General features: G+C 72.4%; 22 protein-coding genes. 9 read left to right on the forward strand and 13 right to left on the reverse strand.

Features of this window, described 5'->3' with window-relative positions:
• Window positions 1-239 precede the first annotated feature (239 nt).
• Window positions 240-1649, forward strand: a complete 1410-nt coding sequence (locus AB5J56_RS28870) for an APC family permease (protein WP_369236508.1) — start codon at window positions 240-242, stop codon at window positions 1647-1649.
• 10 nt (window positions 1650-1659) lie between these two features.
• On the opposite strand, the gene AB5J56_RS28875 is transcribed toward AB5J56_RS28870, so the two are convergent.
• Window positions 1660-2070 carry an N-acetyltransferase family protein gene (locus tag AB5J56_RS28875; protein ID WP_369236510.1) on the reverse strand — a complete coding sequence of 137 codons (411 nt, stop codon included), beginning with the start codon at window positions 2068-2070 and terminating at the stop codon, window positions 1660-1662.
• Between the two features lie 116 nt (window positions 2071-2186).
• On the opposite strand from AB5J56_RS28875, the gene AB5J56_RS28880 reads away from it, so the two are divergent.
• The 4 genes from AB5J56_RS28880 to AB5J56_RS28895 all read left to right on the forward strand — a co-directional run bounded on the left by AB5J56_RS28880 (window position 2187) and on the right by AB5J56_RS28895 (window position 9479).
• Entirely contained in the window at window positions 2187-4838 is a 2652-nt protein-coding gene (locus tag AB5J56_RS28880; RefSeq protein ID WP_369236512.1) for an alpha/beta fold hydrolase, read from the forward strand.
• Window positions 4835-5698, forward strand: a complete 864-nt coding sequence (locus AB5J56_RS28885) for an ABC transporter permease (RefSeq protein ID WP_369236514.1) — start codon at window positions 4835-4837, stop codon at window positions 5696-5698. Before AB5J56_RS28880 ends, AB5J56_RS28885 begins: the two co-directional genes overlap by 4 nt.
• Before the next feature lie 183 nt (window positions 5699-5881).
• On the forward strand, window positions 5882-7444 hold the full coding sequence (locus tag AB5J56_RS28890; RefSeq protein ID WP_369236516.1) for a von Willebrand factor type A domain-containing protein: 1563 nt from the start codon (window positions 5882-5884) through the stop codon (window positions 7442-7444).
• A gap of 115 nt (window positions 7445-7559) precedes the next feature.
• A complete protein-coding gene (locus AB5J56_RS28895) occupies window positions 7560-9479 on the forward strand; it encodes a long-chain fatty acid--CoA ligase (RefSeq protein WP_369236518.1) in 1920 nt (639 codons plus the stop codon).
• A 74-nt stretch (window positions 9480-9553) separates the two neighbouring features.
• Here AB5J56_RS28895 and AB5J56_RS28900 read toward each other — a convergent pair whose 3' ends face one another.
• Complete coding sequence (locus AB5J56_RS28900; RefSeq protein WP_369236520.1) at window positions 9554-9964, reverse strand: rodlin; 411 nt, start codon at window positions 9962-9964, stop codon at window positions 9554-9556.
• Window positions 9965-10171: 207 nt separating this feature from the next.
• The gene (locus tag AB5J56_RS28905) at window positions 10172-10585 is read right to left on the reverse strand and encodes a rodlin (protein ID WP_369236522.1); all 414 of its coding nucleotides are present in this window, start codon (window positions 10583-10585) and stop codon (window positions 10172-10174) included.
• 253 nt (window positions 10586-10838) lie between these two features.
• Here AB5J56_RS28905 and AB5J56_RS28910 point away from each other — a divergent pair, with 253 nt between their 5' ends.
• The 3 genes from AB5J56_RS28910 to AB5J56_RS28920 all read left to right on the forward strand — a co-directional run bounded on the left by AB5J56_RS28910 (window position 10839) and on the right by AB5J56_RS28920 (window position 12933).
• Entirely contained in the window at window positions 10839-11252 is a 414-nt protein-coding gene (locus tag AB5J56_RS28910) for a rodlin (protein WP_369236524.1), read from the forward strand.
• Between the two features lie 299 nt (window positions 11253-11551).
• Window positions 11552-11809 (forward strand): chaplin, encoded by a 258-nt coding sequence (locus AB5J56_RS28915; RefSeq protein WP_369236526.1) that lies wholly within the window; start codon window positions 11552-11554, stop codon window positions 11807-11809.
• A 107-nt stretch (window positions 11810-11916) separates the two neighbouring features.
• Entirely contained in the window at window positions 11917-12933 is a 1017-nt protein-coding gene (locus tag AB5J56_RS28920; protein ID WP_369236528.1) for a chaplin, read from the forward strand.
• An 87-nt stretch (window positions 12934-13020) separates the two neighbouring features.
• Here the strand turns inward: AB5J56_RS28920 and AB5J56_RS28925 are convergent, their stop codons facing one another.
• Both AB5J56_RS28925 and AB5J56_RS28930 read right to left on the reverse strand, forming a co-directional pair.
• Complete coding sequence (locus AB5J56_RS28925) at window positions 13021-14286, reverse strand: FAD-dependent oxidoreductase (RefSeq protein ID WP_369236530.1); 1266 nt, start codon at window positions 14284-14286, stop codon at window positions 13021-13023.
• Window positions 14286-15548, reverse strand: coding sequence for an ATP-grasp domain-containing protein (locus tag AB5J56_RS28930; RefSeq protein ID WP_369236532.1), 1263 nt, complete (start codon window positions 15546-15548; stop codon window positions 14286-14288). Before AB5J56_RS28930 ends, AB5J56_RS28925 begins: the two co-directional genes overlap by 1 nt.
• Before the next feature lie 163 nt (window positions 15549-15711).
• Between AB5J56_RS28930 and AB5J56_RS28935 the strand changes: the two genes are divergently transcribed.
• Window positions 15712-17106 carry a glycoside hydrolase family 26 protein gene (locus AB5J56_RS28935; RefSeq protein WP_369236534.1) on the forward strand — a complete coding sequence of 465 codons (1395 nt, stop codon included), beginning with the start codon at window positions 15712-15714 and terminating at the stop codon, window positions 17104-17106.
• Window positions 17107-17137: 31 nt separating this feature from the next.
• Here the strand turns inward: AB5J56_RS28935 and AB5J56_RS28940 are convergent, their stop codons facing one another.
• From AB5J56_RS28940 to AB5J56_RS28975, 8 genes are all read right to left on the reverse strand, one after another.
• The gene (locus AB5J56_RS28940) at window positions 17138-18259 is read right to left on the reverse strand and encodes a GNAT family N-acetyltransferase (RefSeq protein ID WP_369236536.1); all 1122 of its coding nucleotides are present in this window, start codon (window positions 18257-18259) and stop codon (window positions 17138-17140) included.
• Entirely contained in the window at window positions 18256-18918 is a 663-nt protein-coding gene (locus AB5J56_RS28945) for a lipopolysaccharide biosynthesis protein (protein WP_369236538.1), read from the reverse strand. The genes AB5J56_RS28940 and AB5J56_RS28945 overlap by 4 nt, the downstream gene beginning before the upstream one ends.
• The gene (locus AB5J56_RS28950; protein WP_369236540.1) at window positions 18915-20057 is read right to left on the reverse strand and encodes a glycosyltransferase; all 1143 of its coding nucleotides are present in this window, start codon (window positions 20055-20057) and stop codon (window positions 18915-18917) included. Before AB5J56_RS28950 ends, AB5J56_RS28945 begins: the two co-directional genes overlap by 4 nt.
• 1 nt (window position 20058) lies before the next feature.
• Entirely contained in the window at window positions 20059-20751 is a 693-nt protein-coding gene (locus tag AB5J56_RS28955) for a polysaccharide deacetylase family protein (RefSeq protein ID WP_369242857.1), read from the reverse strand.
• A 79-nt stretch (window positions 20752-20830) separates the two neighbouring features.
• Window positions 20831-22510: a murein biosynthesis integral membrane protein MurJ gene (murJ, locus tag AB5J56_RS28960; protein WP_369236542.1), complete on the reverse strand. Its 1680-nt coding sequence runs from the start codon at window positions 22508-22510 to the stop codon at window positions 20831-20833.
• The gene (locus AB5J56_RS28965) at window positions 22507-23892 is read right to left on the reverse strand and encodes an O-antigen ligase family protein (protein WP_369242859.1); all 1386 of its coding nucleotides are present in this window, start codon (window positions 23890-23892) and stop codon (window positions 22507-22509) included. Before AB5J56_RS28965 ends, murJ begins: the two co-directional genes overlap by 4 nt.
• 40 nt (window positions 23893-23932) lie before the next feature.
• Window positions 23933-25384 (reverse strand): sugar transferase, encoded by a 1452-nt coding sequence (locus tag AB5J56_RS28970; RefSeq protein WP_369236544.1) that lies wholly within the window; start codon window positions 25382-25384, stop codon window positions 23933-23935.
• Window positions 25381-26598, reverse strand: a complete 1218-nt coding sequence (locus tag AB5J56_RS28975) for a glycosyltransferase (RefSeq protein WP_369236546.1) — start codon at window positions 26596-26598, stop codon at window positions 25381-25383. Before AB5J56_RS28975 ends, AB5J56_RS28970 begins: the two co-directional genes overlap by 4 nt.
• Between the last annotated feature and the right edge of the window lie 32 nt (window positions 26599-26630).

The following is a 26630-nucleotide window of genomic DNA, read 5'->3' on the forward strand; positions in this document are numbered from 1 at the left end:
CGCTGCGGTTCTCGTAGGGACGGAAGGAACCGCTCGCACTGCCCAGTTGCGTCCCGTACGACAGTCGGGCGGCTTCTGGTCAACGGATTCCGTAGGTAAACAGCCATTGACGTGACGGTTTTCGTCGAGGTTCCATTCGGCAACCGGGAGCGGACCAGATGACGTACGACGCGAGCCGCCGGAGGCGATAGCGCTCCCGACCGAATCACCTGACGCACGAGTCGATCGGAAACCGCTTCATGACCGACACGCTCCGCCCTGTCGAGACCGCCGTCCTGGACGCCGCCCCCACGGCCTCCGGGAACCCCCAGAAGCTCAAGCGCTCCATAGGCATCGTCGGCGGCACCCTCCTCACGCTCTCGTGCGTGACCCCCGCCTCCACGCTCTTCGTGGTCGTGCCCGACCTCTTCGGCTCGCTCGGCACCGCGACGGCCCTCACCATCGCGATCGGCTCGCTGCTCTGTATCGCCGTGGCGTTCTGCTACTCGGAGCTGGGCACCCTCATCCCCAGCGCGGGCGGCGAGTACGCCATGGTCTCCACGCTGGCCGGACGGCTCGCGGGCTGGCTGGTCTTCGTGCTCTCCCTGCTGGTCGTCATGATCGTGCCGCCGGTGATCGCCATGGGCACGGCGGACTACCTGGCGCCGATCGTGCATCTCAACGCGTCCATGGCGGGCGCCGGCGTCATGCTCCTCGCCACCCTCGCGGGCCTGCTCGACCTGCGCGCCAACGCCTGGATCACCGGCGTCTTCCTGGTCCTGGAGGTCATCGCGGCGGCCGTCGTCGCGGTCCTGGGCTTCGCCCACAGCGAGCGCGGGGCGGGCAGCCTGGTCTCCATGCAGGTCGCGGGCTCCGGTGGCCACACGGACACCGTCACGGCCATGCTGGTCGTCTCCGGTCTCGCCATCGCTCTCTTCGTCACCCAGGGCTTCTCGACCGCCGTCTACCTCTCCGAGGAGCTGGAGAACCCGCGCCGCAACGTCGCCCGCACGGTGCTGGCCACCCTCGCCATCTCCTCCGTGATCATCCTGGTCCCGGTCGTCGCGATCACCATGGGCGCCTCCGACCTGTCGACCCTGACCGGCGGCGACATCAGCTCCATGGTCACCGCCTGGTCGAACTCCGCCGTCGGCACCTTCGTCAGCCTCTGCGTGGCCCTCGCGATCATCAACGCGGGCATCGTCATGGTCATCCAGAACTCCCGCGTGCTGTTCGCCTCGGCCCGCGACAAGGCCTGGCCCGAGCCCGTCAACAAGGGCCTGTCCCGCCTCGGCCGCTTCGGCTCCCCCTGGGTCGCCACCCTCCTCGTCGGCATCCCCGGCGCGGCCCTCTGCTTCGTCAACCTGGACACCCTGTACGGCGTCACGGGCGTGTCGGTGACGGCGATGTACCTGCTCGTCGCGGTGGCCGCCCTGCTCGCCCGCCGCGGCCGGCACCGCCACACGCACGCTTGGCGCATGCCGCTGTGGCCCGCCGTGCCGGTCCTGCTGATCGCCGTTCTCGCGTACATCCTCAGCCAGCAGGAGACGACGTACCTCCTGTGGACCGGCGGCATCACCGCCGTGGCCACCCTCTACTGGGCCTTCTACCTGCGCCCGCGCCGCGACACCCGCTGGCTGGTGTCGATCCCGGAGGATGTGCAGGCGTAAGCCTCCGGGGCTACCCGAAGTCCCACGTCACCACCGTGCACGTCCCGTCGTCCTTGCCACCCGCGCTGCGGTAGGTGGCGAGGGCGACGTCGTTGCCGGTGTCGACGCCGACCCACATCCCGTAACAGCCGTGCTCACGGGCGAGGGCGGCGAGCGTGTCGATCAGCGCCCGGCCGGTGCCCCGCCGCCGGTAGGGCTCGGCGACCCCCAGCTCGTACAGGAACATCTCGGTGCCCTTGTCGGGGTGGACCGTCTCGACGCCGCTGACGAAGCCGATGGGAGCGTCGTGCTCGTAGGCGAGGAAGAGATGGTGCCCGGCCGTGCTCAGGAAGCGCTCGGCCCACTCGGGGCGCACCGGGTTGTCGAAGAGGTGCTCGGCGGCGGACAGTTCGTCGGCGGTGGTGGCGCGGCGAATCTCCATGCGACCTTCGTACCACGGCCGCGGTATGCGGCGAGGGTCCTGTACTCCCGCAGGAGGGCGAGGGGTTCAACCCGGCGGCTGCATCGGTTGTCGGTGGCGGCCCGTACCGTTGACGCATGGATCTTCGACTGCCCCGACTGCGTGGGCCCGCACTGCGGGGACCGCGGCGCTGGATCGCCGCCGCGGCCGCCGTCGCCGTGCTCGCGGGCGTCGGCACGTGGACGGCCGTCGCCTCGGACGACGCCCCGCCCGTGCACCGCGCCGACCGTGTGATGGCCCTCGGCGACGGAGTGCGGATCGACACGTCGTACTTCACCGCGGGTTCGGGCCGCCGCCCCGCCGTGCTCCTCGGGCACGGCTTCGGCGGCAGCAAGGACGATGTGAAGGGCGAGGCGGAGAAGCTCGCCCGCGACGGGTATGCGGTGCTGACCTGGTCGGCCCGCGGCTTCGGCAGGTCCACCGGGAAGATCGGCCTCAACGACCCGAAGGGCGAGGTCGCCGACGTCTCGAAGCTCATCGACTGGCTGGCCAAGCGCCCGGAGGTCCGGCTCGACAAGGCCGGCGACCCGCGCGTGGGCGTCACCGGCGGCTCGTACGGCGGGGCGATCTCGCTGCTGGCCGCCGGGTACGACCGGCGGGTGGACGCGATCGCCCCCGCGATCACGTACTGGAACCTGTCGGACGCCCTGTTCCCGAACGGCGTCTTCAAGAAGCTCTGGGCCGGGATCTTCATCAACTCCGGCGGCGGCTGCGACCGGTTCGAGGCCCGGCTGTGCACCATGTACGACCGGGTCGCGGAGTCCGGGAAGCCCGACGCGGCGGCCGAGAAGCTCCTTGAGGAGCGCAGCCCCTCCGCCGTCGCCGACCGCATCAAGGTGCCCACCCTCATCGTGCAGGGCCAGTCCGACTCCCTCTTCCCGCTCGGCCAGGCCGACGCCATGGCCAAGGCGATCAGTGCCAACGGCGCACCCGTGGACGTCGACTGGATCTCCGGCGGGCACGACGGCGGCGACATGGAGGCGGACCGCGTCCAGGCCCGTGTCGGCTCCTGGTTCGACCGCTACCTGAAGGACGAGCCGGGCGTGGACACCGGCCCCGCCTTCCGCGTCACCCGCACCGGAGGCATCGACTCCACCGACGGCGCCGCCCAGTTGAGGGGCGCGAGCGGCGACGCGTACCCGGGCCTGTCCAGCGGTGGGCACACGGTCGCGCTGACCGGCGGCGAGCAGAGCTTCCAGAACCCGGCCGGGGCGAGCCCGCCCGCGATCTCCGCCCTGCCGGGCCTCGGCGGCTCCGGCGGCCTCTCCCAGCTGTCGGCGCTCGGCGTGGGAGTCTCCCTCGACTTCCCGGGCCAGTTCGCGAAGTTCGACTCGGCGACGCTGACGCGCGACCTGCGCATCACCGGCTCGCCCACGGCGACGGTGCACGTGAAGTCGTCCACCGGCGACGCGGTCCTCTTCGGGAAGGTGTACGACGTCGGCCCCGGCGGCACACAACAGGTGCTGCCCTCCCAGCTGGTCGCCCCGGTCCGCGTCGAGAACGCGAAGGCCGGCAAGGACGTCACCCTCACCCTCCCGGCCGTCGACCACGAGGTGCAGAAGGGCCACCGGCTCCGCCTGGTCCTCGCCTCCACCGACCTCGGCTACGCGTCCCCGGCCGCTCCGGCGACGTACTCCGTCTCCCTCAAGGGCGACCTGACCGTCCCGACCGCCCCCGGTGTGACGACCGCCGCGGCCCCGCTGCCCGCCTGGGTCTGGTGGCTGCCGCTCGCCGGAGCCGCCCTGGCCCTCGCCCTCCTGCTGACGGGCCGACGCCGTACGGCGACCCCGGCGCCCGACCCCGAGCTGGCCGAAGTCCCGCTCCAGATCACCGACCTGAGCAAGCGGTACGCGAAGTCGGCGGACCGGTACGCGGTGCGCGACCTGGGGTTCCGCGTGGAGAAGGGCCAGGTCCTGGGCCTGCTCGGGCCGAACGGCGCGGGCAAGACGACGACACTTCGCATGCTCATGGGTCTGATCAAGCCCGACGGCGGCGAGATCCGCGTCTTCGGCCACGCGATCCGCCCCGGCGCGCCGGTCCTCTCCCGCGTCGGCGCCTTCGTGGAGGGCGCGGGCTTCCTCCCGCACCTCTCCGGACGCGAGAACCTGGAGCTGTACTGGCAGGCCACCGGGCGTCCGCCCGAGGACGCCCACCTGGAGGAGGCGCTGGAGATCGCGGGCCTCGGCGACGCACTGGCCCGCGCGGTCCGCACGTACTCCCAGGGCATGCGCCAGCGCCTCGCCATCGCCCAGGCGATGCTCGGCCTCCCGGACCTCCTCATCCTCGACGAACCGACCAACGGCCTCGACCCGCCGCAGATCCGCGAGATGCGCGAGGTCATGATCCGCTACGCGGCGGCGGGACGCACGGTCATCGTCTCCAGCCACCTCCTCGCCGAGGTCGAGCAGTCATGCACCCACCTGGTGGTCATGGACCGCGGCCGCCTCATCCAGGCGGGCCCGGTCGCCGAGATCGTGGGCTCCGGCGACACCCTGCTGATCGGCACCGGCTCCCCCGTGGAGGAGCCCGTCGTCGAGAAGGTCGGCGCGCTGCCGGGCGTGGCCTCGGCCGTCGCCGCCGAGGGCGGGCTGCTGGTCCGCCTCGACCCCGACGGAAGCGCGGAACGCCTGGTCGTGGAGCTCGTACGGCTCGAAGTGCCCGTGGCGTCGGTGGGCCCCCACCGCCGTCTGGAAGACGCCTTCCTCACCCTGATCGGAGGTGCCGCATGAGCACGCTCGTCGAGCGGGCCGAGACGGCCGACGGCTATCGCGCGCGGCGCACCCTGCCGCTGCGCGTCGAGCTGATCCGGCAGTTGAAGCGGCGCCGCACCCTCGTCATGGGCGCGATCCTCGCGGTGCTGCCCTTCGTGCTGGTCATCGCGTTCGCCGTCGGCGGCGAACCCGGCGCGCGCAACGGGCAGGTGACGCTGATGGACACGGCCACCGCGTCCGGCGCGAACTTCGCCGCGGTGAACCTGTTCGTCTCCGCGGGCTTCCTCCTCGTCATCCCCGTCGCGCTGTTCTGCGGGGACACGATCGCCTCCGAGGCGAGCTGGTCCTCGCTGCGCTATCTGCTGGCCGCCCCCGTGCCGAGGGCGCGCCTGCTGTGGTCCAAGCTCACCGTCGCGCTCGGCCTCAGCCTCGCCGCGATGGTGCTGCTGCCGGTCGTCGCCCTGGTGGTCGGTACGGCGGCCTACGGCTGGGGTCCGCTGGAGATCCCCACCGGCGGCGCGCTCTCCGCGGGCACCGCGGCCCAGCGCCTGCTGATCGTGGTGGCGTACGTCTTCGTGTCCCAACTGGTCACCGCGGGGCTCGCGTTCTGGCTGTCGACCAAGACGGACGCACCCCTGGGCGCGGTCGGCGGAGCCGTCGGCCTGACGATCGTCGGGAACGTCCTGGACGCCGTCACCGCCCTCGGCGACTGGCGCGACTTCCTGCCCGCGCACTGGCAGTTCGCCTGGGCCGACGCCGTCCAGCCCACTCCGGAGTGGGGAGGCATGATCCAGGGCACGGCGATTTCGATAACGTACGCGCTCGTGCTGTTCGCCCTGGCCTTCCGCGGTTTCCGGCGCAAGGACATCGTGTCGTAGGTCTCCGGAGGATCACCTACCGGTCTCGACAGCCCTTCTCCGTGGCCGCTTCGAGATCCATCCGCAACGCCCCGTACCGCACATCCGGGCCTCCTCGGCCGTCACAGTCACAGATGTCGAACCCCAGACATCACTGGACACCGTTCACCGGTGACTGACCGATGACCGACCGAGGGGGCACGGATGGGGACGGATCACATACGGCGGCTGCGGAGCGCACTGCTCGCGCTCACCGTCGCGGGCGGCCTGCTGCTCACCGGTTGCAGCGGCGCCGGCGGGGACCACAGCGGCGCGTCGAAGGGCGCGAACAGGTACGGCGACGGCGCCACGGGCCCGCTGCCCGCCCCCGCCCAGCCCTCGGGCACCGGGCAGGGCGAACAGAACGGCGAGCGGAAGGGCGAAGAGAACCGGGACATCGCGCCCTCCCCCGACTACCTCTCCACCTTCGCCCTCGACGTGGACACCGCCTCGTACGGCTATGCCCGCCGCACCCTCGCCGACGGCCGCATGCCCGACCCGTCGACCGTGCGCCCCGAGGAGTTCGTCAACAGCTTCCGGCAGGACTACGAACGCCCGGACGGCAACGGCTTCTCGGTCACCGTCGACGGCGCCCGCACGGACGAGGACGGTTGGTCGCTCGTCCGGGTCGGACTCGCGACCCGCGCCGCCGAGGACGACCGCGAACGCCCGCCCGCCGCCCTCACCTTCGTCATCGACGTCTCCGGCTCCATGGACGAACCGGGCCGCCTCGACCTGGCCAAGGACTCCCTCGACGTGATGACGGACCGGCTGCGCGACGACGACTCGGTAGCCCTGGTCACCTTCAGCGACGAGGCCGAGCTGGTGCTGCCGATGACCCGCCTCGGCGACCACCGAGGCCGCGTCCACGACGCCATCGACGGCCTGGAGTCCCGTTCGTCGACCAACCTCGGCGCGGGCGTGAGCACCGGCTACGACATCGCCGTCGAGGGCCTGCGCAAGGGCGCCACCAACCGGGTCGTCCTGATCTCGGACGCGCTCGCCAACACCGGCGACACCGACGCGGACTCGATCCTCGAACGTATCTCCGGCGCCCGCCGCGAACACGGCATCACCCTCTTCGGTGTCGGCGTCGGCAGCGACTACGGCGACGCCCTCATGGAGCGCCTCGCCGACAAGGGCGACGGCCACACGACGTACGTGTCCACCAAGGACGACGCCCGCAAGGTCTTCTGCGAGCAACTCCCGCAGAACATCGACCTGACAGCCCGCGACGCCAAGGCGCAGGTCGCCTTCGACCCGGAGACCGTGCGGGAGTTCCGCCTCATCGGCTACGACAACCGCACGGTCGCCGACGAGGACTTCCGCAACGACCGCGTCGACGGCGGCGAGGTCGGCCCCGGCCACACGGTCACCGCGCTCTACGCCGTCCGCACCAGGCCGGGCGCCTCCGGTCACCTCGCCACCGCGAGCGTCCGCTGGCTGGACCCCGACACCCGCGCCCCGCACGAGAGGTCGGGCCAGCTGGAGACCGGCGCCCTCGGTGACGACCTGTGGACCGCGCCCGCCCGCTTCCAAGTCGATGCGGTGGCCGCGTACTTCGCCGACGCCCTCCGCCACGGCGACCACCGCTGGACCGCCCTCCCGGACCGCTCCTCCCTCACCCGACTCGCCGACCGGGCCGACGAGTTGGCCGACTCCACGGAGGACAAGGCGGTACGCGAGCTGGCGGACGCCGTCGAAAGGGCTGCCCGGGTCGAGGGCTGAGGAGGGATCAGTTCCCGCCGGACCCATTGACCTCTCCCTACGCACCGGTAAGTTGACGCCCCGACACCAGTACAGGTCAGCACGTCAGCACCTTGAGTCGGCACCGGGAGTCGTCATGGGCGTACGCAAGGATCTGCGACGGGCGCGGCAGCACGCCGACCTGGCGGCCCGCCGCAGAACCGAGCTGATCAGGGACGAGACCGGCACCGTCCGCGAGGCCCGCACCGCCCCCCTGGTACCGGCGGCCACCACCGGCAGCATTGCCGACGTCCCTTTCACCAACGCGGCCGAGGCCCCGGACGCCGTGGTCCTGCGCCGAGGCGAGAACGGCACCTGGCGCCCGGTGACCGCGGCGGCCTTCGCCCGCGAAGTCACCGACGCGGCCAAGGGGTTGATCGCCGCCGGCCTCGAACCGGGCGGCCGCGTCGCCCTGATGTCCCGCACCCGCTACGAATGGACGGTCCTCGACTTCGCGATCTGGGCGGCAGGCGGCCAGAGCGTGCCGATCTACGCCACCTCGTCCGCCCAGCAGGTGGAGTGGATCGTCCGGGACTCCGGCGCCCGCCTCGTCATCGCCGAGACCGCCGACAACGCGGCCACCGTCACCACCGGCACGGCCGGCCACCCCGAACCCCCGCTCCTGTACGTCCTGGACGCGGACGCCCTGCCCGAACTCACCGCCCTGGGCCGGGACATCCCCGACGAGGAGGTCACCAAGCGCCGCTCGGCCCTGACCCCCGATACCGTCGCCACGATCTGCTACACCTCCGGCACCACCGGACAACCCAAGGGCTGCGTCCTCACCCACGCCAACCTGCACGCCCAGGCCGCCAACATGGCCGAACTGGCGCACCCCCTCTTCAAGGAGGTCACCGGCCAGGTCGCCTCCACACTCCTGTTCCTCCCGCTCGCCCACATCATGGGCCGGGGCCTGCAGATCGCCTGTCTGATGGCCCGCATCGAGCTGGGCCACTGCCCGAGCCTCAAGCCCGACGAACTCCGGCCCGCGCTACGGGAGTTCCGGCCCACCTTCCTCGTCGGGGTGCCGTACCTCTTCGAGAAGATCCACGCCACCGGTCGCGCCACCGCCGAGAAGATGGGCCGCGCCGCCTCCTTCGACCGTGCCCACCGCGTCGGCGTCCGCTTCGGCGCGGCGTCCCTCGACCGGTTCCTCAGCCGCGGCAAGGGCCCGGGCCTGCGGCTGTACGCGGCCTGGGCGCTGTACGACCTGCTCGTCTACCGCCGTATCCGCAAGGAGCTCGGCGGCCGTGCGCGCTACGCCATCAGCGGCGGATCCCCGCTCGACCGCGACCTCAACCTGTTCTTCGCCGGCGCCGGAATCATCGTCTACGAGGGCTACGGCCTGACAGAGACGACCGCGGCGGCCACCGTCGTCCCGCCTCTCGAACCCCGCCCCGGCACGGTCGGCGTCCCCCTCCCCGGCACCGCGGTCCGCATCGCGGACGACGGCGAGGTCCTCGTCAAGGGCGGCATCGTCTTCGGCGCGTACTGGAACAACCCGGCCGCGACCGACGACGTCCTGTCGAACGAGTGGTTCGCCACCGGTGACCTCGGCGCCCTCGACGAGGACGGCTACCTCACCATCACCGGCCGGAAGAAGGACATCATCGTCACCTCCGGCGGCAAGAACGTCGCACCGGCCGTCCTGGAGGACCGGCTGCGCGGCCGCGCCCTCGTCGGCCAGTGCCTCGTCGTCGGCGACAACCGCCCCTTCGTCGCCGCCCTGATCACCCTGGACCCCGACGCCGTGGCCCACTGGCTCGCCGTGCGCGGCCTGCCCGCGGACACCCCGCCGGCCGATCTCGCCGCGGACCCCCGGATGCGCGACGACGTCCAGCGGGCCGTCGACCACGCGAACGCGGCGGTCTCGCGCGCCGAGTCCATCCGCGCCTTCCGGCTGGTGCCGGGCGAGTTCACCGAGGACAACGGCCTGCTCACGCCGTCCCTGAAGGTCAAACGGCACGCGGCGTTGGCGGCGTACGCGGACGAGATCGAGGCGCTCTACCGGACCTGAGGACGCCCCGGGTCCGGGCACACGAACAGCGGGCCACTCCGAGGAGCGGCCCGCTGTCCGGGATGCCGAGAGGGTCAGCTGCCCGAGGCGCCGTTGCCCGAGAGGACCGGGATGTTGTCCAGGATGTGCGACAGCGGCTCGTCGCCCTTGGCCTGGGTGGAGTTCTCGGTGCACTGCTGGTTCTGCGGGGCCGAGAGGACCGGCACGTCCTGCAGGACGGTGACCGGCACCACGCCGACGACGGAGCCGACGTTCAGCTTGGCCGGCAGGCCGACACAGGGCTTGTTCAGGGTGCCCTGGACGAGCGAGAGCTGGGGGCTCATGTCGCCGTGCGTGGCCTGGTTGCCGTACTTCTGGACGGCGCCGTTGCCGTTCTTGGTGTTGACACCTTCGTCGTTGCCGATGGCCATCGCCTGGGGCGCGGCGGCACCGGCGATACCGGCGACAGAAGCGGCAACGGCCGCGGTCGCCCACAGCTTCTTCATGTTCGTTCCCTTCGGAGAGCGGACTCCGTCGCGGAGCCGCACGTTGATCAACAATGTGGTGAATGGGGTAGATGCGGGGTGTACCCCGATCGGCCCACAGGGTTACTCCGGGACCGGAGTGGTTGACGCGTCGGCGGCGACGCGTCGGCGACAGCGGCAGCGGGCCACCGGAGGACCGGCGACCCGCTGCGCGCGATGCCGCGGAGGTCAGCTCTTGCTGGCGCCGTTGCCGGAGAGGACCGGGATGTTGTCCAGGATGTGCGAGAGCGGCTCGTCGCCCTTGGCCTGGGTGGAGTTCTCGGTGCACTGCTGGTTCTGCGGGGCCGAGAGGATCGGCACGTCCTGCAGGACGGTGACCGGCACCACGCCGACGACCGAACCGATGTTGCCCTTGACCGGCAGACCGATGCAGGGCTTGTTCAGCGAGCCCTGGACGAGCGCCATCTGCGGGCTCATGTTGCCGTACGTGGCCTGGTTGCCGTAGACCTGCTCGGCGCCGTTGCCGTTGACGGTCTTGACGCCACCGTCGTTGCCGATCGCCAGCGCCTGGGGCGCGGCGGCAGCCGAGGCTCCGACGACGGAAGCGGCGACAGCCGCAGCAGCCATAACCTTCTTGATCACTTGCGTGGTCCCTTCTGGAGTAACCCCGTCCACCGGAGCGCTCTGGACAACTCCGTCGCGGCCGGGTGGTTGCTCTGATTCACTCCAATGGCCCCATTGAAGGGTCCGTTGAGCGGCGTACGCGCGCGAGATTCTCCCGTGAATTCAGATGAGTCGAACGGGCCGACCGGGTGACGTCGCGAAACCATTTCCGCCGTCTCCGGTTGAGGGGGAGCAGGAACATGTGTCTCCAGCCAGGAAAGGACCGGAGCAAATGCTCAAGAAGTCAATGGCCGCTGTGGCGGTCGCGGCTTCCGTCGTCGGTGTCTCGGCCGCAGCCGCCCCTCAGGCGCTGGCGATCGGCAACGACAACGGCGTCAGCACCACCAACGGGAACGGCGCCGAGCAGTCGTACGGCAACGCCAAGACGATGGGCGAGATGAGCCCCCAGCTCTCGCTGGCCCAGGGCGCGCTGAACAAGCTGTGCGTCGGCCTTCCGGCCAAGGTCAACGTGGGTTCGGTCGTCGGTGTGGTGCCGGTCACCGTTCTGCAGGACGTGCCGGTCCTCTCGGCGCCGCAGAACCAGCAGTGCGCGGAGAACTCCACGCAGGCGAAGGGCGACGAGCCGCTGTCGCACATCGTGGACAACATCCCGGTGCTCTCCGGCAACGGCGCCACGGGCAGCTGATTCGCCGTCAGGACGGAGCTCGGGCCGCCCGTTGCGCATACGCGCGGGCCGCCCGAGCTCTTCCGTGATTCACCCCTGCTCCGTTTTTCCGCTGCTGTCATCCGCTGTGCGGCACTTATAGAGAAGCGTTTCTCCTCACGCACGGCTCCCTTGGGGTTTTTATGCAGGGCGATTCGAGTGAATTCCGAAGCGACTCACGTTCTTTAGTTTCCTTGGACGTCTATCCCTCGTTTACAGGCTGCAGGTCATGGTGCGAGCCGTTCAGGCTGTGCTCGCTCGGTTTCGGCCGTCAAAGGGGCATGACCGCAGAGAAGGGAAAGTACGTGAAGCACAAGAAGAGCGCTGCTCTCGTCGCCGGCGCGATCATGGCCCTGGGCATGGCCGCCCCGGCCTTCGCGGACGCGGACGCCCACGGTGCCGCGGTCGGTTCCCCCGGTGTCCTCTCGGGCAACGTCGTGCAGGTTCCGGTTCACATCCCGGTCAACGTGTGCGGCAACTCGGTCAACGTCATCGCGCTGCTGAACCCCGCGTTCGGCAACACCTGCGTCAACGACTGACGCAGCGTCACACCAGCCGTCTCGGCTGTGTCTAAAGCCGGCCTTGGAACGCTCTTTCGGTTCCTAGGCCGGCTTTTCCAACTTCTACAAGTAGGAAGACAACGAGATTGCGACAGACCCTGAGCAGGGGAATGGTCGTGGCCGCGGCCGCGACGAGCATCCTGTCCCTCTACGGCACTCCCGCCTTCGCCGACTCGCACGCGGGCGGCGCGGCCGCTGACTCGCCCGGCGTCGCAGCGGGCAACGACGTCCAGGTCCCGGTGGACGTCCCGGTCAACGCGTGCGGCAACTCCGTCGACGTGGCCGCCGCGCTCAACCCGGCCTTCGGCAACTCCTGCGCCAACGGCTCGGACAAGCACGGGTCCCACGGCGCACCGCACCACTCCTCCCACCACGAGAGCTCCTCGGGCTACGGCTCCGACGACTTCGACGACTGGGGCGGGTATGGCTCGGGCGCGGACGACTCGGGCTACGGCTCCGGATACGGGGGCTCGCCGGGCCACGGCGGTTCCGGCTCCTCGGCGCACGGCGGGACGCACGATTCGCCCGGCGTCGGGTCGGGCAACCACGCCCAGGCGCCGGTGGACGTCCCGGTGAACGCGTGCGGCAACACGGTGGACGTGATCAGCGCGCTCAACCCCGTCTTCGGCAACGACTGTGCGGGCAAGGGCACGCACGGAGGGCATGGCGCCCACGGAGGGCATGGGGCCCACGGAGGCCCCGGTGGCACGCACGGAGGCAACGGAGGCTACGGGGACACCCCGGGAGGCTACGGGGACACACCCCCGCACAAGCCGCCCCACAAGCCCCCGCACAAGCCGCCGACGGGCCACGAACAGCCCCCTGGTCCGCCCGGCACGCCTCCGGGTACGCCCCCCGGTACTCCGCCCGGCACCCCTCCGGGTACTCCGCCGGGCACGCCCCCTGGCACGCCCCCTGGCACCCCGCCCGGTACTCCGCCGGGTACGCCCCCCGGCACCCCGCCGGGCACCCCGCCTGGCACGCCCCCCACGCTGCCGCACACCGGCAGCGAGGACATGCTCGGGCTTTCGGCCGCCAGTGCCGCCCTGCTCGCGGGTGGCACCCTGCTGTACCGACGGGGCCGAGCCGCGTCCCGTAAGTAGTTCCGTGGCGGTTCCGTAAGGAGCTCCGCAAGCAGAGGCACCGCTCTGGGTGCCGGACGCCATCGCGCCCGGCACCCAAGCCGCAGGTCAGCGGCGCACCGTGTCGAGCGCCCCGCGGCCCCGCCCGTTCCCCGGCGCCGGAATCCGCCCGGACACCGGGCCCGTGTGCAGCCGCCGCCGTACTCCCCGCACGAGCGTGCCCGCCGTGAAGGTGGCGCCGTGCACGAAGCGCATGGCCGGACCGAAGCCGGACGCCGTCACCAGGCCCGCCATGAAGAGCCCCGGATGCGAGGACTCGAAGTCCCGGCCCACCCGCGGCGAACCGTCGGCCTCCGCCGCAAGACCCCCGCGCAGCTCTTCGGCGAGCAGCCCGAGCCGGTCACGGCTCGCCCTGAACCCTGTTGCCGCGATGACGTGTTCGGTCTCCAGCGACGTCAGCCCGCCGCTCCGGGTCACCGCCTCCAGCCGTACGCCGCCTCCCGTGCCGTAGGCCGCCGCGATCTCGTGGCCGAGCAGCACCTCGACGGCCGACTCCACCCGGTCGCGCACCCACCAGGCGCCCGCCGGGCCGAGGGCGGTGGCCGCGATCCGGGCGCGGGTGGTCTCGGGCAGGCGGTGGAAGAGGCCGGGACGCTCGGCGTAGCACCAGTTGCGCCAGCCGCAGCCCAGTCCGCTGTGCGGGGTGCGGACCGACTCCCACCACGGGCGCTCCCAGGCCGGGGGCACGTTGTTCCAGTTCAGCTGTCCGGCGCGGGCCAACACCCGGACGCGGGTGCCCTGTTCGGCGAGGAGGGCCGCCGTCTCCAGCGCGGCCTGGCCGCCGCCGACCACCGTGACGTCCTTGCCCCGGAAGCGGTCGAGGTCGCCGTGGTGGCTGCTGTGCGAGACAAGGGAGGGGCCGAGGTCGCGCAGCGCGCCGGGCACCTCGACGAAGGGCATGACCCCGACGGCCAGCGCGACCGTCCTGGCGTGCAGCACCTCGCCGTCCTCGGTGACCGCCTCGAAGCCCCCGGGTCGGGCCCGCACGCGTGTCACCGTGCGCTCGTCCACCTCCGGTACCGCGTGCCGGGCGAACCACAGCCCGTACGAGGCGAACATCTCGACCGGGATCGGCTCCCCGTGCCGGGCCCCGACACCCTGCTCGGCGCAGTACACGTCGAGGCGCCGGCGGCGCCCGGGGTCCGAGAGGTTCGACGCCCACGGCTCCGACTTCAGGAACATGCCGCGGGGCATGTGATCCCGCCAGGACGCCATCGGGCGTCCCATGACGCGCAGCCTGAGTCCGGCCGCGGCGGCGTGGGACGCGATGGACAGGCCGTAGGGGCCGGCTCCCACCACCAGCAGGTCGTACATCAGCAGCTGCTCGCTTTCTGGTTGTCGGTCAGGGAGGTCGGGGCGCCGGGCTGCCGCCCGATCCGGGCGCTCGTGGTGACGGGCGTGGGCCGGCGCAGGCGGGCCAGCAGACGCAGCGCCACATGGCGGCACCACAGCGCCCACATCGCGAAGCCGGGCGCGCGGTCGTCGCGGGCGTACCAGGCCAGTTCGCGCTCGCCGGAGCGTCGGCGCAGCGCGCTCAGCGGGGCGTAGTTCTCCACCACGAACGCCCGGCCCGGCAGGGGAGCCGGGTCCGGCAGCGGACGGTGGGTCAGGTCCAGGTGCTGGGCGCGTACGACGTCCAGGCCGGACGCGTCGGCGAAGAGCCGGAACTGAGCGCCGGGCCGGGGGTTGAAGTCGAGCAGGTGGTAGTGGCCCGTCGCGCTGTCCCGGCGGAAGTCCAGGTCGAGGATGCCGCGGTAGCCGAGCGCGCCGGTGAGCCGTTCGGCGAGCGCCTGTACCTGCGGGTTGGGGGTCCAATGGCCGACCGCGGTCAGTCCGGCGCCGCGCGGCCAGGCGAGTTGCTTGCGTCCCGGGCCGCCGCCGCACACCGCCCCGGACCGGTCGGCGTACCCGTGGAAGAACCAGTCGAGGTCCGGCCCCGGCGGCAGGAACTCCTGGAACAGCAGTCGGCTGCCCGCCTCCGCGGAGCGCAGGTACAGCGCCTGGGCCTGCTGCGCCGAGTGCACCATCACCGTGCTGCGCAGCCCCGATCCGGCCGGGATCAGCCAGGGGCGGCTCCACTTCGCCACCACCGGCAGGCCCAGCCGCCACACGGCCGCGGTCGCCTGCGCCGCACTCTGCGGGACCAGCGTCACCGGGTGGGGGATGCCGACGTGCTCGCACACGGCGGCCAGCTCCGCCTTGTCGGCGACGCGTTCGGCGAGGGCGTCGGGCTGCTGCGGCAGCAGGTACCCCGGCATCAGTTCGTCGCGCATTCGGCCCACCGCGACGGCACTCGCGTCGTCCATGGGGATCAGCACGGCGGGGCGGGACACCCGGGCGGCCACCCGGCGCAGGACGCCGGCGATTTCCGGGGCGGATGCGCCGGGCGGGGGCGGGGGATGCATCTCGGAGACAAATCGGGATTGCCGTACGGGACTTCCCGTCACATCGGCGACGACGTGCACCTCCACGCCCGCTCGGCCGAGTGAGCGTACGGCTCCCAGCGTTCCGTGGTGAAAGGGGTTCCGGTCGATCCGCACGAGTACGGCGGGGACGCGAATGTCGAGAAAAGGCACGGACAATTTCCTTCGGTCGGTCACCCGTGCGGGTGATCGGAACGCTCAAAGACCGGAGCCTCGGTTGGCGGAATGCGCATTCATATGACTGAGTGTCAGTAGGTGGAAAAGCGTGACCGGAAACGCGTAGCAGAATCGGTCCGGAGTGGTGAGAGGAGCAGGCATGGCCCCACAGCAGCAACGGCCCCGGGCCCGGCGGCTGGCGTGTGTCGCGGCCGCCGTCGTTGCGTCGGTCGCCCTGACGTCGGCGCCGGGATACGCCGTGGGCGCCGGGGTGGTGCGCGTCGCCGATCCTCCGGCGCCGACACCCACGTCGGTGACGCCCGCATCCGTGACACCCACGTCCGTGACGCCCCCATCGGTGACTCCGTCGGCCGCGTCCTCGCCCCTCCCCGTCGTGGCCCCGCCCGCACCGCCGGTGATCGCGGCGCCGACGACCACGCCCTTGCCCGCACCGACCGCCGAGGAGCCGAAGCCGGCCGAGCCGGGGCCCGCCTTCGGCGCCTATCTCGACTACGGCGCCCGGGGCGTGGCCCGGATCGCGGAGCTCAGCGAGTGGCTGGGCGGTGCCGACCTGCGCGTAGGACACACATATCTGCCGGGCGACCGCTGGAGCAATATCGAGGGCGCGCACGGTTTCCTCGACGTCTGGGCGGACTGGCGGCGCGAGAGGGACGACCGGATGCTCGTCCTCAACGTGCCGATGATGGAGCGCAACGAGGAGGGTGTCTCCGACTGGGAGGTCCGCGGGCTGCTGCGCCGGGCGGCGGCCGGTGAGTTCGACCACCACTTCAAGGCGCTCGCCGAGCGGCTCGTCGAACTGAAGGTGCCGGACACCGTCATCGTGCTCGGCTGGGAAATGAACGGCATGACGTACACCCATCGGTGCGGGCCGGACCCGGAGGCCTGGAAGAAGTACTGGAACAGAATCGTCACCACCATGCGTTCGGTGCCGGGCCAGAAATTCCGGTTCGACTTCACTCCGAACCGCGGCCGGGACGCCGTTCCCTGGACGCAGTGCTATCCGGGGGACGACACGGTCGACATCATCGGCATGGATTCGTACGACCAGCCGAGCGGGCTGTCATTCGACGAACAGGTGAAGGAGCCGTACGGCCTTCAGGCGCATGTGGACTTCGCCAAATCCCACGGCAAGCCCATTTCCTATCCTGAATGGGGTCTCTTCCGCAACGGAGACAATGCGACGTACATGAAGCGCATGCTCGCGTGGATGGACGAGCACAAGCCGCTGTACAACACGCTCACCGACTACTGCCCGCACGGCGTCTGGCAGTGCGAGGACAACCCGAAGGCGTCCCAGGTCTACCGCTCGATGCTCTCCGGGCATATCGACCCCACGCCGATCCCGACGACACCTGTCCCGACGACACCTGTCCCGACAACTCCGGTACCGACAACACCGGTTCCGACGACGCCGGTTCCCACGAAGCCCGTGCAGCCGCCCAGCTGTTCGCCGATCGAGCTGGGCGACTGGGTCGAGTACTGGCTCGGCGGGAAGCTGTGTCTGCGGTTCGACTGGTGGTCGCGCAACCGGTGACGGCTCAGGGAGCGTGGTGGCGGCGAGCCGCTCAGGATCCGCCGCCACCACGCTCCCGCTCCCTCCAGCCGCGCAGGAGTTCCTTGCCCCGGCTGCGGGCGGCGACGTCGCAGACGACCGCCGACATCAGCGGCGCCGTACGTCGCCGGGCGAGCAGCAGCCGTTGGTTGACGACGGGCTCCGGGCGCCAGTGGTGCTTGTACGGCTCGTCGCCGCGCAGCAGGCTCAGCGCGCCACGCCCGCCCGACTCGGTGTGCCGGGCGCAGGCGTCCAGCAGCATCACCGCGACGTCCGCCTTCCGCTCGCGCAGCTGCGGATGGGCGCCGTACAGATAACCGCCCGCCAGACGCCGCGACAGCAGTGTGAGGTCCACGGCCATCACGGTGTCGTCGAGCCGGAACTCGGTGACCACGGCGTCGCCTGAGCGGACCATCGGGCCCACCGACCGGACCAGGTGCTCGCAGAACCGCTCCTGGAGGTGCTCGGAGGTCACCTTGCGGCCCTGCCACTGGAGTTGGTGCAGTTCCAGCAGTCGCCGCAGCGCCGTGTCCACCTCGTCGGGGCGTACGACACGCTGTTCGACCCCGAGTGCGCTGAGCTTGCGCAGCTTGGCGCGCACCCGCTGGGCCTTCGCCGACGGAAGCCGGCCCACCAGCTCGTCCATGGAGGTGGCGGGCAGCTCCAGGCAGAGCGAGTCGCGCACCCGGCGGCGCGGGCCGCGCCAGCGCTCGTAGATCCGCTCCACCGCGCCGCCGGGCCGCACCTCGCGGAAGTCGATCAGCGCGGTGCGGGCGGCGGCTGCCAGGCCCTCGGCGAGGGTCGTGGCCGCCCGGTCGGCGCGCTCGTCGTCCTCGTCGTCGAGCAGCACGTCGCCGTAGTCGGAGATCGCCCCGCCGAGCGGTACGAGCGCGGGCAGCGGACGGCGTACGCGCATGAGCGGGGCGGCGGCGCGCAGTTCACCCTCGCCGTCGCGGACGAGCACCAGGCGCAGCCGGCCGGGCGCGCCGTACGAGAGCCACCAGGAGTGCAGCCAGGCGTGGCTCTGGAACGGGGTGGCCGCACCGCATCGGCGGTAGAGCCGGCCCCAGGGCGCCGCCAACTCGGCGAACTCCCGTTCGTCCGTGCAGAGTTCGGTGCGCAGTGAGCCGCTCACAGCTGCCCGTGGACGTCGGCGGCCATCGCCGGGCCGGGCACGGAGGCGCGGGCGGCGTCCGTGCTCCGGCGCGGGCGGACCAGGAGCACCAGTCCGCCGAGCAGTCCGCCCGCGCTCGCGCCGACCAGGCCCGTCACGGTCGGCGACGCCGAGGAGGCCTCGGTGGGCTTGACGGCACGGGAGAAGGAGACGAGTTCGACGTGCGTGCTGTCCTGGCTGTCGTTGGCATGCCGGGTCAGCGCGCGCGAGACGGCGTTGGCCATGTCGGCGGCGAGGTCGGCGCGCGAGGAGGTGGCCGAGACGGCGACCATCGGGGCGTCCGGCGAGGTCGCCGTCTGCACGCTTTGCTGCAGCGTCCTCACCGGCACACCGGCCCAGACCTGCGCGTCCCCGAGCACCGCGAGCTGCGTGGCCACCCGCCCGTACGCCTGGGCGAAGCCGAGCGCCGACGCGGTGTCCGACTTCGCGGTCGGTACGGCGATGACGTAGCTGGTGGCCGTGTACTGCGGGGGCTTCAGCAGGCCGTACGAGCCGCCGAGGAGGCCGCCGAGGACGGTGCCGGCGGCGAGCAGGGACCACGCCGGGAGGATCTTCGCGCGGGCGAGGGCCGCTCCTGCCGGACCGGTCGGGCCGTGCTGGCGGGTGGGGTTTTCGGTCATGAGGAACTCACTCCCAGAGCTGACAGAGATGAGCAGGAGGCCGCGGCCGCGTACACGTTCATGAGCTGTGCGGCGCTGCGGGTGATGCTGTAGTGGCGAGCGGCGTCCGGTACCGCGCGGGAGCCGGGGCCCTCGTCGCGGACCTTCAGCAGGGCGCGGCTGAAGGAGTCCGCGCCGCCCTGGACGCGGAGCGTGCGGGGGGCCGCGCTCGGCGGCAGGTCCTCGACAGCCGGGCAGGAGACGTAGAGCACGGGCAGCCCGGCGGCCATCGCCTCGACGACCGCGAGGCCGAAGGCCTCCTCGGCGCTGGGCGAGGCGACGACGTCCATCGCCGTTATCAGCGACGGCAGATCGGCGCCGGGTGAGCCGTCGGCGGGGCGCTCGCCGGTGAACAGCACCCGGTCCGCGACGCCCGCCTCCTGCGCCGTACGCCGCAGAACGCTCTCCTCGGCGCCGCCGCCGACCAGCAACAGCCAGACGTCGCCCGGGAGTTCGGCCAGGGCGCGGATGAGAACGTCGAAGCGTTTGCCCGCCGTCAGCCTGCCGACGCCACCGACGACGTACGCGCCCTCGGGCAGCCCGAGCCGCCGCCGGGTGCGCTCGCGCAACAGCGGGTCGAAGCGGAAGCGGGCCACGTCGATGCCGTTGGGCACGATCTCGATGCGCGGTGCGGGCACGCCCCAGCGGCGCAGCCGGTCGGCGACCGTGGGCGAGACGGCGACGGTGGAGCTGCCCAGGCGCTCGCTGGCGAGGTAGAGGGCGCGCACGCCCCGGCTCAGCGCGCGCCCTTCCATCTGTGAGTCGCCGAGCGAGTGCTCGGTGGCGACGACGGCTCGAACTCCCGCCAGGCGGGCGGCGATCCGGCCGTACACACAGGCGCGGTAGAGGTGCGTGTGCACGAGGTCGTAGTGGCCCGCGCGGATCAGCTTGACCAGGCGGGGCAGTGCGGAGAGGTCGCGGTTGCCGGTCATGCCGAGGTCGAAGACGCGGACCCCGTCGTCGGTGAGGCCGGCGGCGACCGCGCCCGGGTTGGTGAGCGTCACCACGTCGCATTCGACGGGCAAATGGCGCAGCAGCAGCCGGAGTTGCTGTTCGGCGCCGCCGACGCCGAGGCCGGTGATGATGTGCAGGGCCTTCACGTCAGATCCCCTCGACGGGGCGGCGGCGCAGCCGGTGCAGACGGTGCTTGAGCAGCAGGCGTACGGCGGTGTCCCTCTCGTCGATGTGGACGCGGGGGAGGGCGTGCGGGCCGGTGAGCGGGCCGGGGTCGATCGCGCAGGCGTACGTGTATCCGGCGTCCCGTACGGCGTCGACGACCCGCTGGTCGACCGTGCCGTACGGATAGCAGAAGCCGTCGACATGAGTGCCGATCAACTCCGAGAGCAGCGCCCTGCTTTGGGCGATCTCGGCGTGCAGGGAGGTGTCGTCGGCCTTCGTCAGATCGACGTGGGTGAGCCCGTGCGAGCCGACCTCGATGCCCTCCGTCGCGGCGGCCAGCCGGATGCCCTGCTTGTCGAGGAGCGGCTTGCGCGGTCCGAGCGGGTCCCAGGCGTTCTCGCCGCCCAGCCGGCCCGGCAGCACGAAGAGCGTGGCGCCGCACTCCCGGCGGCGCAGCACGGGCAGGGCGGCCGTGACGAAGTCGGCGTATCCGTCGTCGAAGGTCAGGCCCACCAGATCCTGCCCCGCACCGCGGGCGCGGGCCGCCAGCAGCTCGGTGATGCCGACGCCCCGCAGGCCCCGGCGGCGCAGCCAGGCAAGCTGCTCGTCGAGGCGGTCGGGCGAGACCGTGACGCTGTAGGGGTCGTCGGAGCAGTCGCCCACGGAGTGGTACATCGCCACCCACGGGATCGTGCCGGGGCGTCTGTGGGTGCGCGTCGCGCGCGCTGAGCCTGCTGTGCGCGCCGTGGCGCTGTCAGCGGAAACGGACATGCGGCAGCCTTCGTGTGACGGAACGGACGGCGGGTGCGAAACCCTGGACCCGCAGGGCCCAGGCCAGCAGGGCGAACACGACGGTCACGGCCGTGCCGCCGAGGACGAGGCCGAGTACGGGGGAGTCCACGCGGCTCGCGCAGAACGCCCCCACGGCGGCGGCGACCGCCGCCGCGCGCACCGGTTTGCCGATCTCGGCCACCACCCGGCGCGTGCGGATCGGCACACTGCGCGGGCCCATGCCGCGCAGCATGAGCAGGGCGCTGACGGTGATCCCGGTGGCGTTGGCCGCGGCGATCCCGCACACCCCCCAGGAGCCGATGGTCCAGGCGCCGATCCAGGACGTCACGATGATCCCGGCGGTCATCGCGAACAGCGGATACCAGGTGGGCCGCCCGCCCGAGAAGTACGACCGCGCGAGCGCGCCCACCAGCGTGTGACCGAGCAGCCCGAGCGCGTACACCCGCATGACGGCTGCCGTGGCGGCGGTGTCCTGGGCGGTGAACGCGCCGCGCTGGAACAGCAGTTGGATCATCTGGGGCGCACACGCGACGACCGCCGCCGCACCGAGCAGCACCGTGCAGGACACCAGCGCCAGATCGCGCTCCACGCGGTCGCGGGCGCGCTCGGTGTCGCCCTCGGCGAGCGCCTGCGCCACCACCGGGAAGGTGACGGTGCACAGCATCAGCGAGAGCACCATCGGCATCTGGGCGACCTTCTGCGCGTAGTTCAGATGCGAGATGGCCCCGGAGGGGAGGGAGGAGGCGAGGAAGCGTTCGACGAGGACCTGCGACTGGCGGGTGAGTGCGAAGAACAGGACCGTGGCGATCAGGGTGAGGTCCATCGGGCGCTGCTCCGCCGGCTCCAGCGGCGCCGGCGTCCCGTCCGCGCGCCGCAACTGCCGCCACAGCGCGGGCACTTGCGCCACGACCATCAGCGCACCGCCCACCGCGACACCGAGCGCCGCCGACCGAACCCCCCAGTGGCCGCCGAGGACGAACATCGCCGTGATGATGCCGGTGTTGTACGCCACGTAGATCGCCGCGGGCGCGACGAACCGGCGGTGCGCCCGCAGTGCCGCGCTGCAGTACCCGGCGAGCCCGAAGCTCAGCACGCAGGTCGCCGTCAACCGGGTGCAGTCCACGGCGAGCCGAGGGTGGGGCAGGCCGGGCGCGAGGGCCTCGACCAGGTACGGCGCACCGGCGATCAGCAGCGCGGATGCGGCCAGGAAGGCGAGCGAGAGCCGGGGCAGCGTCGTGGCGACCAGGGCGCGCACCGGGTCCCCGGCGGCACCCCGGGCGCGCCGGGCCACGGCCGTGCTGAACATGGGCACGAGCACGAAGGCGAGGCCGTCCTCGATCAGCAGCGTCGCCGCGAACTCCGGCACGGTCCAGGCGACCAGGAACGCGTCCGTCTCCGATCCCGCCCCGAAGAGATGCGCCAGCGCCTGGTCGCGCACAAGTCCCAGCAGGGCACCGGCGATGGAGAGGGCGACGGTGACGAGGGCGGCCTTGGCGAGGAACCGGCTGGAGGGAGGGGCGACACCAGAAGGCGCGGCACCCGGAGGGGCGACACCCGCGGTAGCGACGGTGCGGGTGCCGGGCACCACCGGGGCACCGTCGGCCGTCGCGTCGCCGACCGCGCGAGGAGGCGTCACCGTCATCGCGCCGCGGCCTCCCCGGACGGGGCGAAGGCCGGGGAGACCACCGAGGCCTCGGCGACCGGGGAGGAGGACGCCGGGTCCACCAGCGCCCACCAGGCCACGAGGCCGAAGCAGACGGCCGTCAGCACCGTCGAGGGCCCGCCGATGTCCGCGTACGCGAAGTCGACCAACTGCCAGATGAGCAGCCCGCAGGCGACGAGCGCGCAGTCGAGACCGCCAGGCGGCGATCCGGGTGCCCCGTCTCCGGGAGAACCGCGCCGCACCCGCACCAGCCCCCGCAGCCCGCACACCAGCGCCGCCAGCCAGCTCCCCGCCAGTGCGAGCAGCCCGATCAGCCCCTGCTCGCTCAGCACCAGCAGGTACATGTTGTGCGGGGAGAGCAGCGGCTGCTTGCGGTAGGCGGCGCCCGCGCCTCCGATGTCGCTGCCGGAGGAGAGGGCCAGCGAGGCGTGTCCGTCGCGGTGGTCGGGGAAGCCCTTCAGCCCGACGCCCGTCAGCGGGTGGTCACGCCACATGTCGACGGCCGCGGCCCACATCGTGTACCGGTCGACCACCGACTGGTCCGGCGCGTCGGCGACCTGGCTGATGCTGTCGATCCGCTCCTGGAGCATCGCCGTACCGACCCCGAGCCCGCCCACCAGGATCACGGCCACCGCGGCGACGGCCGCGCCCACCTTCGCCGCCCGCCGCAGCCCCGCCAGCACCAGCTGGGCGCAGCACGCGACGGCCGTGGCGATCCACGCGCCCCGGCTGAACGACAGCGCGAGCGGCAGCAGAAGCAGCAGCGAGCACGCCACGGCCGCCGTCCGCTGCCCGGCCGCGACCGGCCCGAGCGCACCGAGCGCGAGCCCGACCGCGCACACCAGCCCGAACGCGACGACGGTCGCCATCCCCATCACGTCCGTCGGCCCGAAGGTGCCCACGGCCCGGATGTCCTCGCCCATGTACGAGGCGCCGGTCCCGGTGACGTACTGGTGCACCCCGACCGCCCCCTGCCACAGCGCCAGGGCGACGAACGCCCAGGCCAGCAGCCGGAAGTCACGCCGGTCCCGGATCAGCAGCAGCACGGCGCCCGGCACCAGAACGAAGATCTGGAGGTAGCGGGCGAGGCCGGTGACCCCCGCACCGGGGCTCGCCGCCCCGGCCGCCGCGATCGCGATCCCGACCACGGGCAGTCCCACGACCACCGCGGCGGCAGGGGACAGGGGGCGCCGCCGCTCCCGTACGAGACGCAGCGCGCACCACACCACGACGAGTCCGGAGACAGCGTCGGCGACGGTCGCGCCGCCTTCGCCGCCCGGCGCGATCGGCAGACCCAGCATGGCGATCACCGCCACCACGGGCAGCACCGGCAGCGCGCGTCGCAGCGCTGTGAACAGCATGCCCAACGGTGAGGTGGGCGGCAGGACTTGGCTCATCGGCTCAGCTCCCCGAGGGACGGACGAGCGAGGCGGCCGTGCGCAGCAGGATGCAGATGTCCTGCCACAGCGACCAGTTGTCGATGTACGCGTTGTCGAACCGGCAGCGGTCCTCGATCGAGGTGTCGCCGCGCAGCCCCTGGATCTGGGCCAGTCCGGTGATGCCGGTCTGCATCCGGTGGCGGGCCGCGTAACCCGGGTACGTCTGGCTGAACTTGCCGACGAAATAGGGGCGTTCGGGGCGCGGCCCGACCAGGCTCATATCGCCCCGCAGCACGTTCCACAGCTGGAGCAGCTCGTCCAGCGACGTACGCCGCAGGAACTGACAGAAGCGGCTCATCTCCTGCTCGTTCGCCACGCTCCACCGGGTCGCCGCCTCGTGTGCGTCGACCGGCCGGTGCGTGCGGAACTTCAGCAGCGTGAACGGCCGCCCGCCCTTGCCGATCCGCTCCTGCCGGAAGACCACACCGGGCCCGTCGCTCAACCGCAGCACCACCGCGCACACCAGCAGCACCGGACTGACCATCAGCAACAGCGTCCCGGAGACGGCCACGTCCAAAAGCCGCTTCCCGACGCTGCCGCGCGGCTCGGCGACCCCGATCCGCCGGCAGGCGAACCCGGCGAGCTGCCCGCCGCGCCGCTCGTACGAAGGTCTGGTGCCGTACGACGGCGACTCCGGGTCGATCTCCCACAGCACACAGCCCGCACCGGCCAACGCCCGCAGCAGCGGGGCGCGTTCACCGGGTGGCTGGACGACGAGCACGGCCCGCACGCCGTTCTGGATCAGCGCCCGCTGGACCTCCTCACCGGTGGTCAGGACCGGCAGTCCGTCACCGCCGGCAGGCTGGTCGGCGACGATGCCCACGGGCCGTACGCCGCACTGCGGATGGCGCAGGAAGGCCGCGGCCACGCGCTGCGCCGTCACGGCCGGGCCGATGACCAGGGCGGTGTCGGGGCGCCGGACGAGAGCCAGGCGGCGCCGCCAGTGCACCGTGCCGCGGCCCGCGCAGCTCACCGCGGACTGCAGCACGCAGCCCAGGGCGAGAGTGCGGGCGGACAGCGCGGCGGCCGGGGCGAGCGCCGCGACCAGGGCCGCGAGCGCGCACCAGGTCACCGCGATCCGCGTGCAGACGGCGGGCAGTTCGTCCAGCATCGCGGGCACGGTCTCGGCGCGGTACAGCGCGGCGCGCGCGTTCAGCCAGACCACGCCGAGCAGCAGCGCGACGACGAGCGGCGGGTGCCGCTGGACCTGCGCGAGCGCGAGGCCGGCGAGCAGCGCGGCGCCGCCGTCCACGGCGAGCAGTGGCAGCCGCGAGGCACGCCGCACCGACGGCCGCCGTCCGGCCGGGAAACCGAAGCCGCCGACGGCCCCGCGCGGAGGGATGACCGAGACGGGCGAGAATCCGTACTCCCGCGGCTGTCCGCCGGGGGAGGGAACGGTACTTTCCGCAGTCACGTGTGGATGGACTCCCTGCACTCGGTGTGTTCCACGCACGGAGCGCCCCCGGCGCCCCTGGCGTGCTCCACGGACTTCGCGTCGAGCAGCTCGCGGTACAGGCCCGCCACGGCGTCCGCCGTGTGCCGTACGTCGTGCGTGGTCAGGACGTGGTGGCGGCCCTGGTGGCCGAGCGATTCACGCAGCAGCGGGTCGGACAGCAGGGCCCCGATCGCCCGGGCCAGCGGTTCCGGCTCCCGCGGCGGCACCAGGCAGCGCGCGGCGATCGCCGTCGGCAGACTCTCCAAGGCGCCGTCCACGTCCGTCACCACCACCGGCCGTCCGCAGGCCATGGCCTCCAGCGGGGCCAGCGCCATGCCCTCCCAACGGGACGGCAGGACGACGAGATCGGCGGCCTGGTACCAGGGAACGGCGTCGTCGGCCGCCCCGGCGAACAGCACCGAACCGGGCGCGAGGGCCCGCAGCAACGGGGCGTCCGGACCGTCCCCGACCAGCACCAGCCGGGCTTCGGGAATCCGCCGGACCACCTCGCCCCACGCCTCCAGCAGGACGTCCTGCCCCTTCTGCCGGCACAGCCGTCCCACGCAGACGACGAGCGGAGCCGCCGGATCGGCGCCCGCACCCGCGAGCAGCGGAATTCCGGCCCGTACGGTGTCCACGGCCGCGGGGTGGAAACGCTCCAGGTCGACCCCGTTGGGGATCACGCTCCACCGGGCGGCGATGCCGGCCCGCTGCCCGGTCGCGCGCTCCGCCTCGCTCACGCACACCACCCGGGAAGCCCAACGCGCCCCCCACCGCTCCCACTTCAGCGCGAGCGCGGCCATGGCCCCGCCGACCGCCTCGAACGACCAGGCGTGCGGCTGGAACACGGTCGGAATCCGCCCGCGTACGGCGAGCCGGGCGGCGAGCCCGGCCTTGGCGCTGTGCGCGTGCACCACGTCCGGCCGCGCCGCGGCGACCAGGCACGCGAGCCGCCGTACCTCCCGGGGCAGCAGCGGCCCCGGCGAACGGGTCGCCGACCAGTGCCGTACGTCGGCGCCGAGCGCCCGGAGCGCGTCCGCGAGGCGGCTGTCGTGCGGGCAGGCGACGGTGACGTGGATCTCGGCGGCCAGCTGCGCCCGCACCAGGTCGGTGACGACCCGGGCGACACCGCCGTCGACCGGCTGGGTGATGTGCAGGATCCGCGACGAAGGGTCGGTCGGGGACTGTGGCATGCGCGGTTCCTCGGCTAAGGGGCGGCGCCTGC

The organism is Streptomyces sp. R21 (assembly GCF_041051975.1).
Taxonomy (GTDB): Bacteria; Actinomycetota; Actinomycetes; order Streptomycetales; family Streptomycetaceae; genus Streptomyces.

Coding starts and splice junctions, on each gene's coding strand:
- AB5J56_RS28870 (WP_369236508.1), top strand. CDS start 240: ATGACCGACACGCTCCGCCCTGTCGAGACCGCCGTCCTGGACGCCGCC.
- AB5J56_RS28875 (WP_369236510.1), bottom strand. CDS start 2,070: ATGGAGATTCGCCGCGCCACCACCGCCGACGAACTGTCCGCCGCCGAG.
- AB5J56_RS28880 (WP_369236512.1), top strand. CDS start 2,187: ATGGATCTTCGACTGCCCCGACTGCGTGGGCCCGCACTGCGGGGACCG.
- AB5J56_RS28885 (WP_369236514.1), top strand. CDS start 4,835: ATGAGCACGCTCGTCGAGCGGGCCGAGACGGCCGACGGCTATCGCGCG.
- AB5J56_RS28890 (WP_369236516.1), top strand. CDS start 5,882: ATGGGGACGGATCACATACGGCGGCTGCGGAGCGCACTGCTCGCGCTC.
- AB5J56_RS28895 (WP_369236518.1), top strand. CDS start 7,560: ATGGGCGTACGCAAGGATCTGCGACGGGCGCGGCAGCACGCCGACCTG.
- AB5J56_RS28900 (WP_369236520.1), bottom strand. CDS start 9,964: ATGAAGAAGCTGTGGGCGACCGCGGCCGTTGCCGCTTCTGTCGCCGGT.
- AB5J56_RS28910 (WP_369236524.1), top strand. CDS start 10,839: ATGCTCAAGAAGTCAATGGCCGCTGTGGCGGTCGCGGCTTCCGTCGTC.
- AB5J56_RS28915 (WP_369236526.1), top strand. CDS start 11,552: ATGACCGCAGAGAAGGGAAAGTACGTGAAGCACAAGAAGAGCGCTGCT.
- AB5J56_RS28925 (WP_369236530.1), bottom strand. CDS start 14,286: ATGTACGACCTGCTGGTGGTGGGAGCCGGCCCCTACGGCCTGTCCATC.
- AB5J56_RS28935 (WP_369236534.1), top strand. CDS start 15,712: ATGGCCCCACAGCAGCAACGGCCCCGGGCCCGGCGGCTGGCGTGTGTC.
- AB5J56_RS28945 (WP_369236538.1), bottom strand. CDS start 18,918: ATGACCGAAAACCCCACCCGCCAGCACGGCCCGACCGGTCCGGCAGGA.
- AB5J56_RS28955 (WP_369242857.1), bottom strand. CDS start 20,751: ATGTACCACTCCGTGGGCGACTGCTCCGACGACCCCTACAGCGTCACG.
- murJ (WP_369236542.1), bottom strand. CDS start 22,510: ATGACGGTGACGCCTCCTCGCGCGGTCGGCGACGCGACGGCCGACGGT.
- AB5J56_RS28965 (WP_369242859.1), bottom strand. CDS start 23,892: ATGCTGTTCACAGCGCTGCGACGCGCGCTGCCGGTGCTGCCCGTGGTG.
- AB5J56_RS28975 (WP_369236546.1), bottom strand. CDS start 26,598: ATGCCACAGTCCCCGACCGACCCTTCGTCGCGGATCCTGCACATCACC.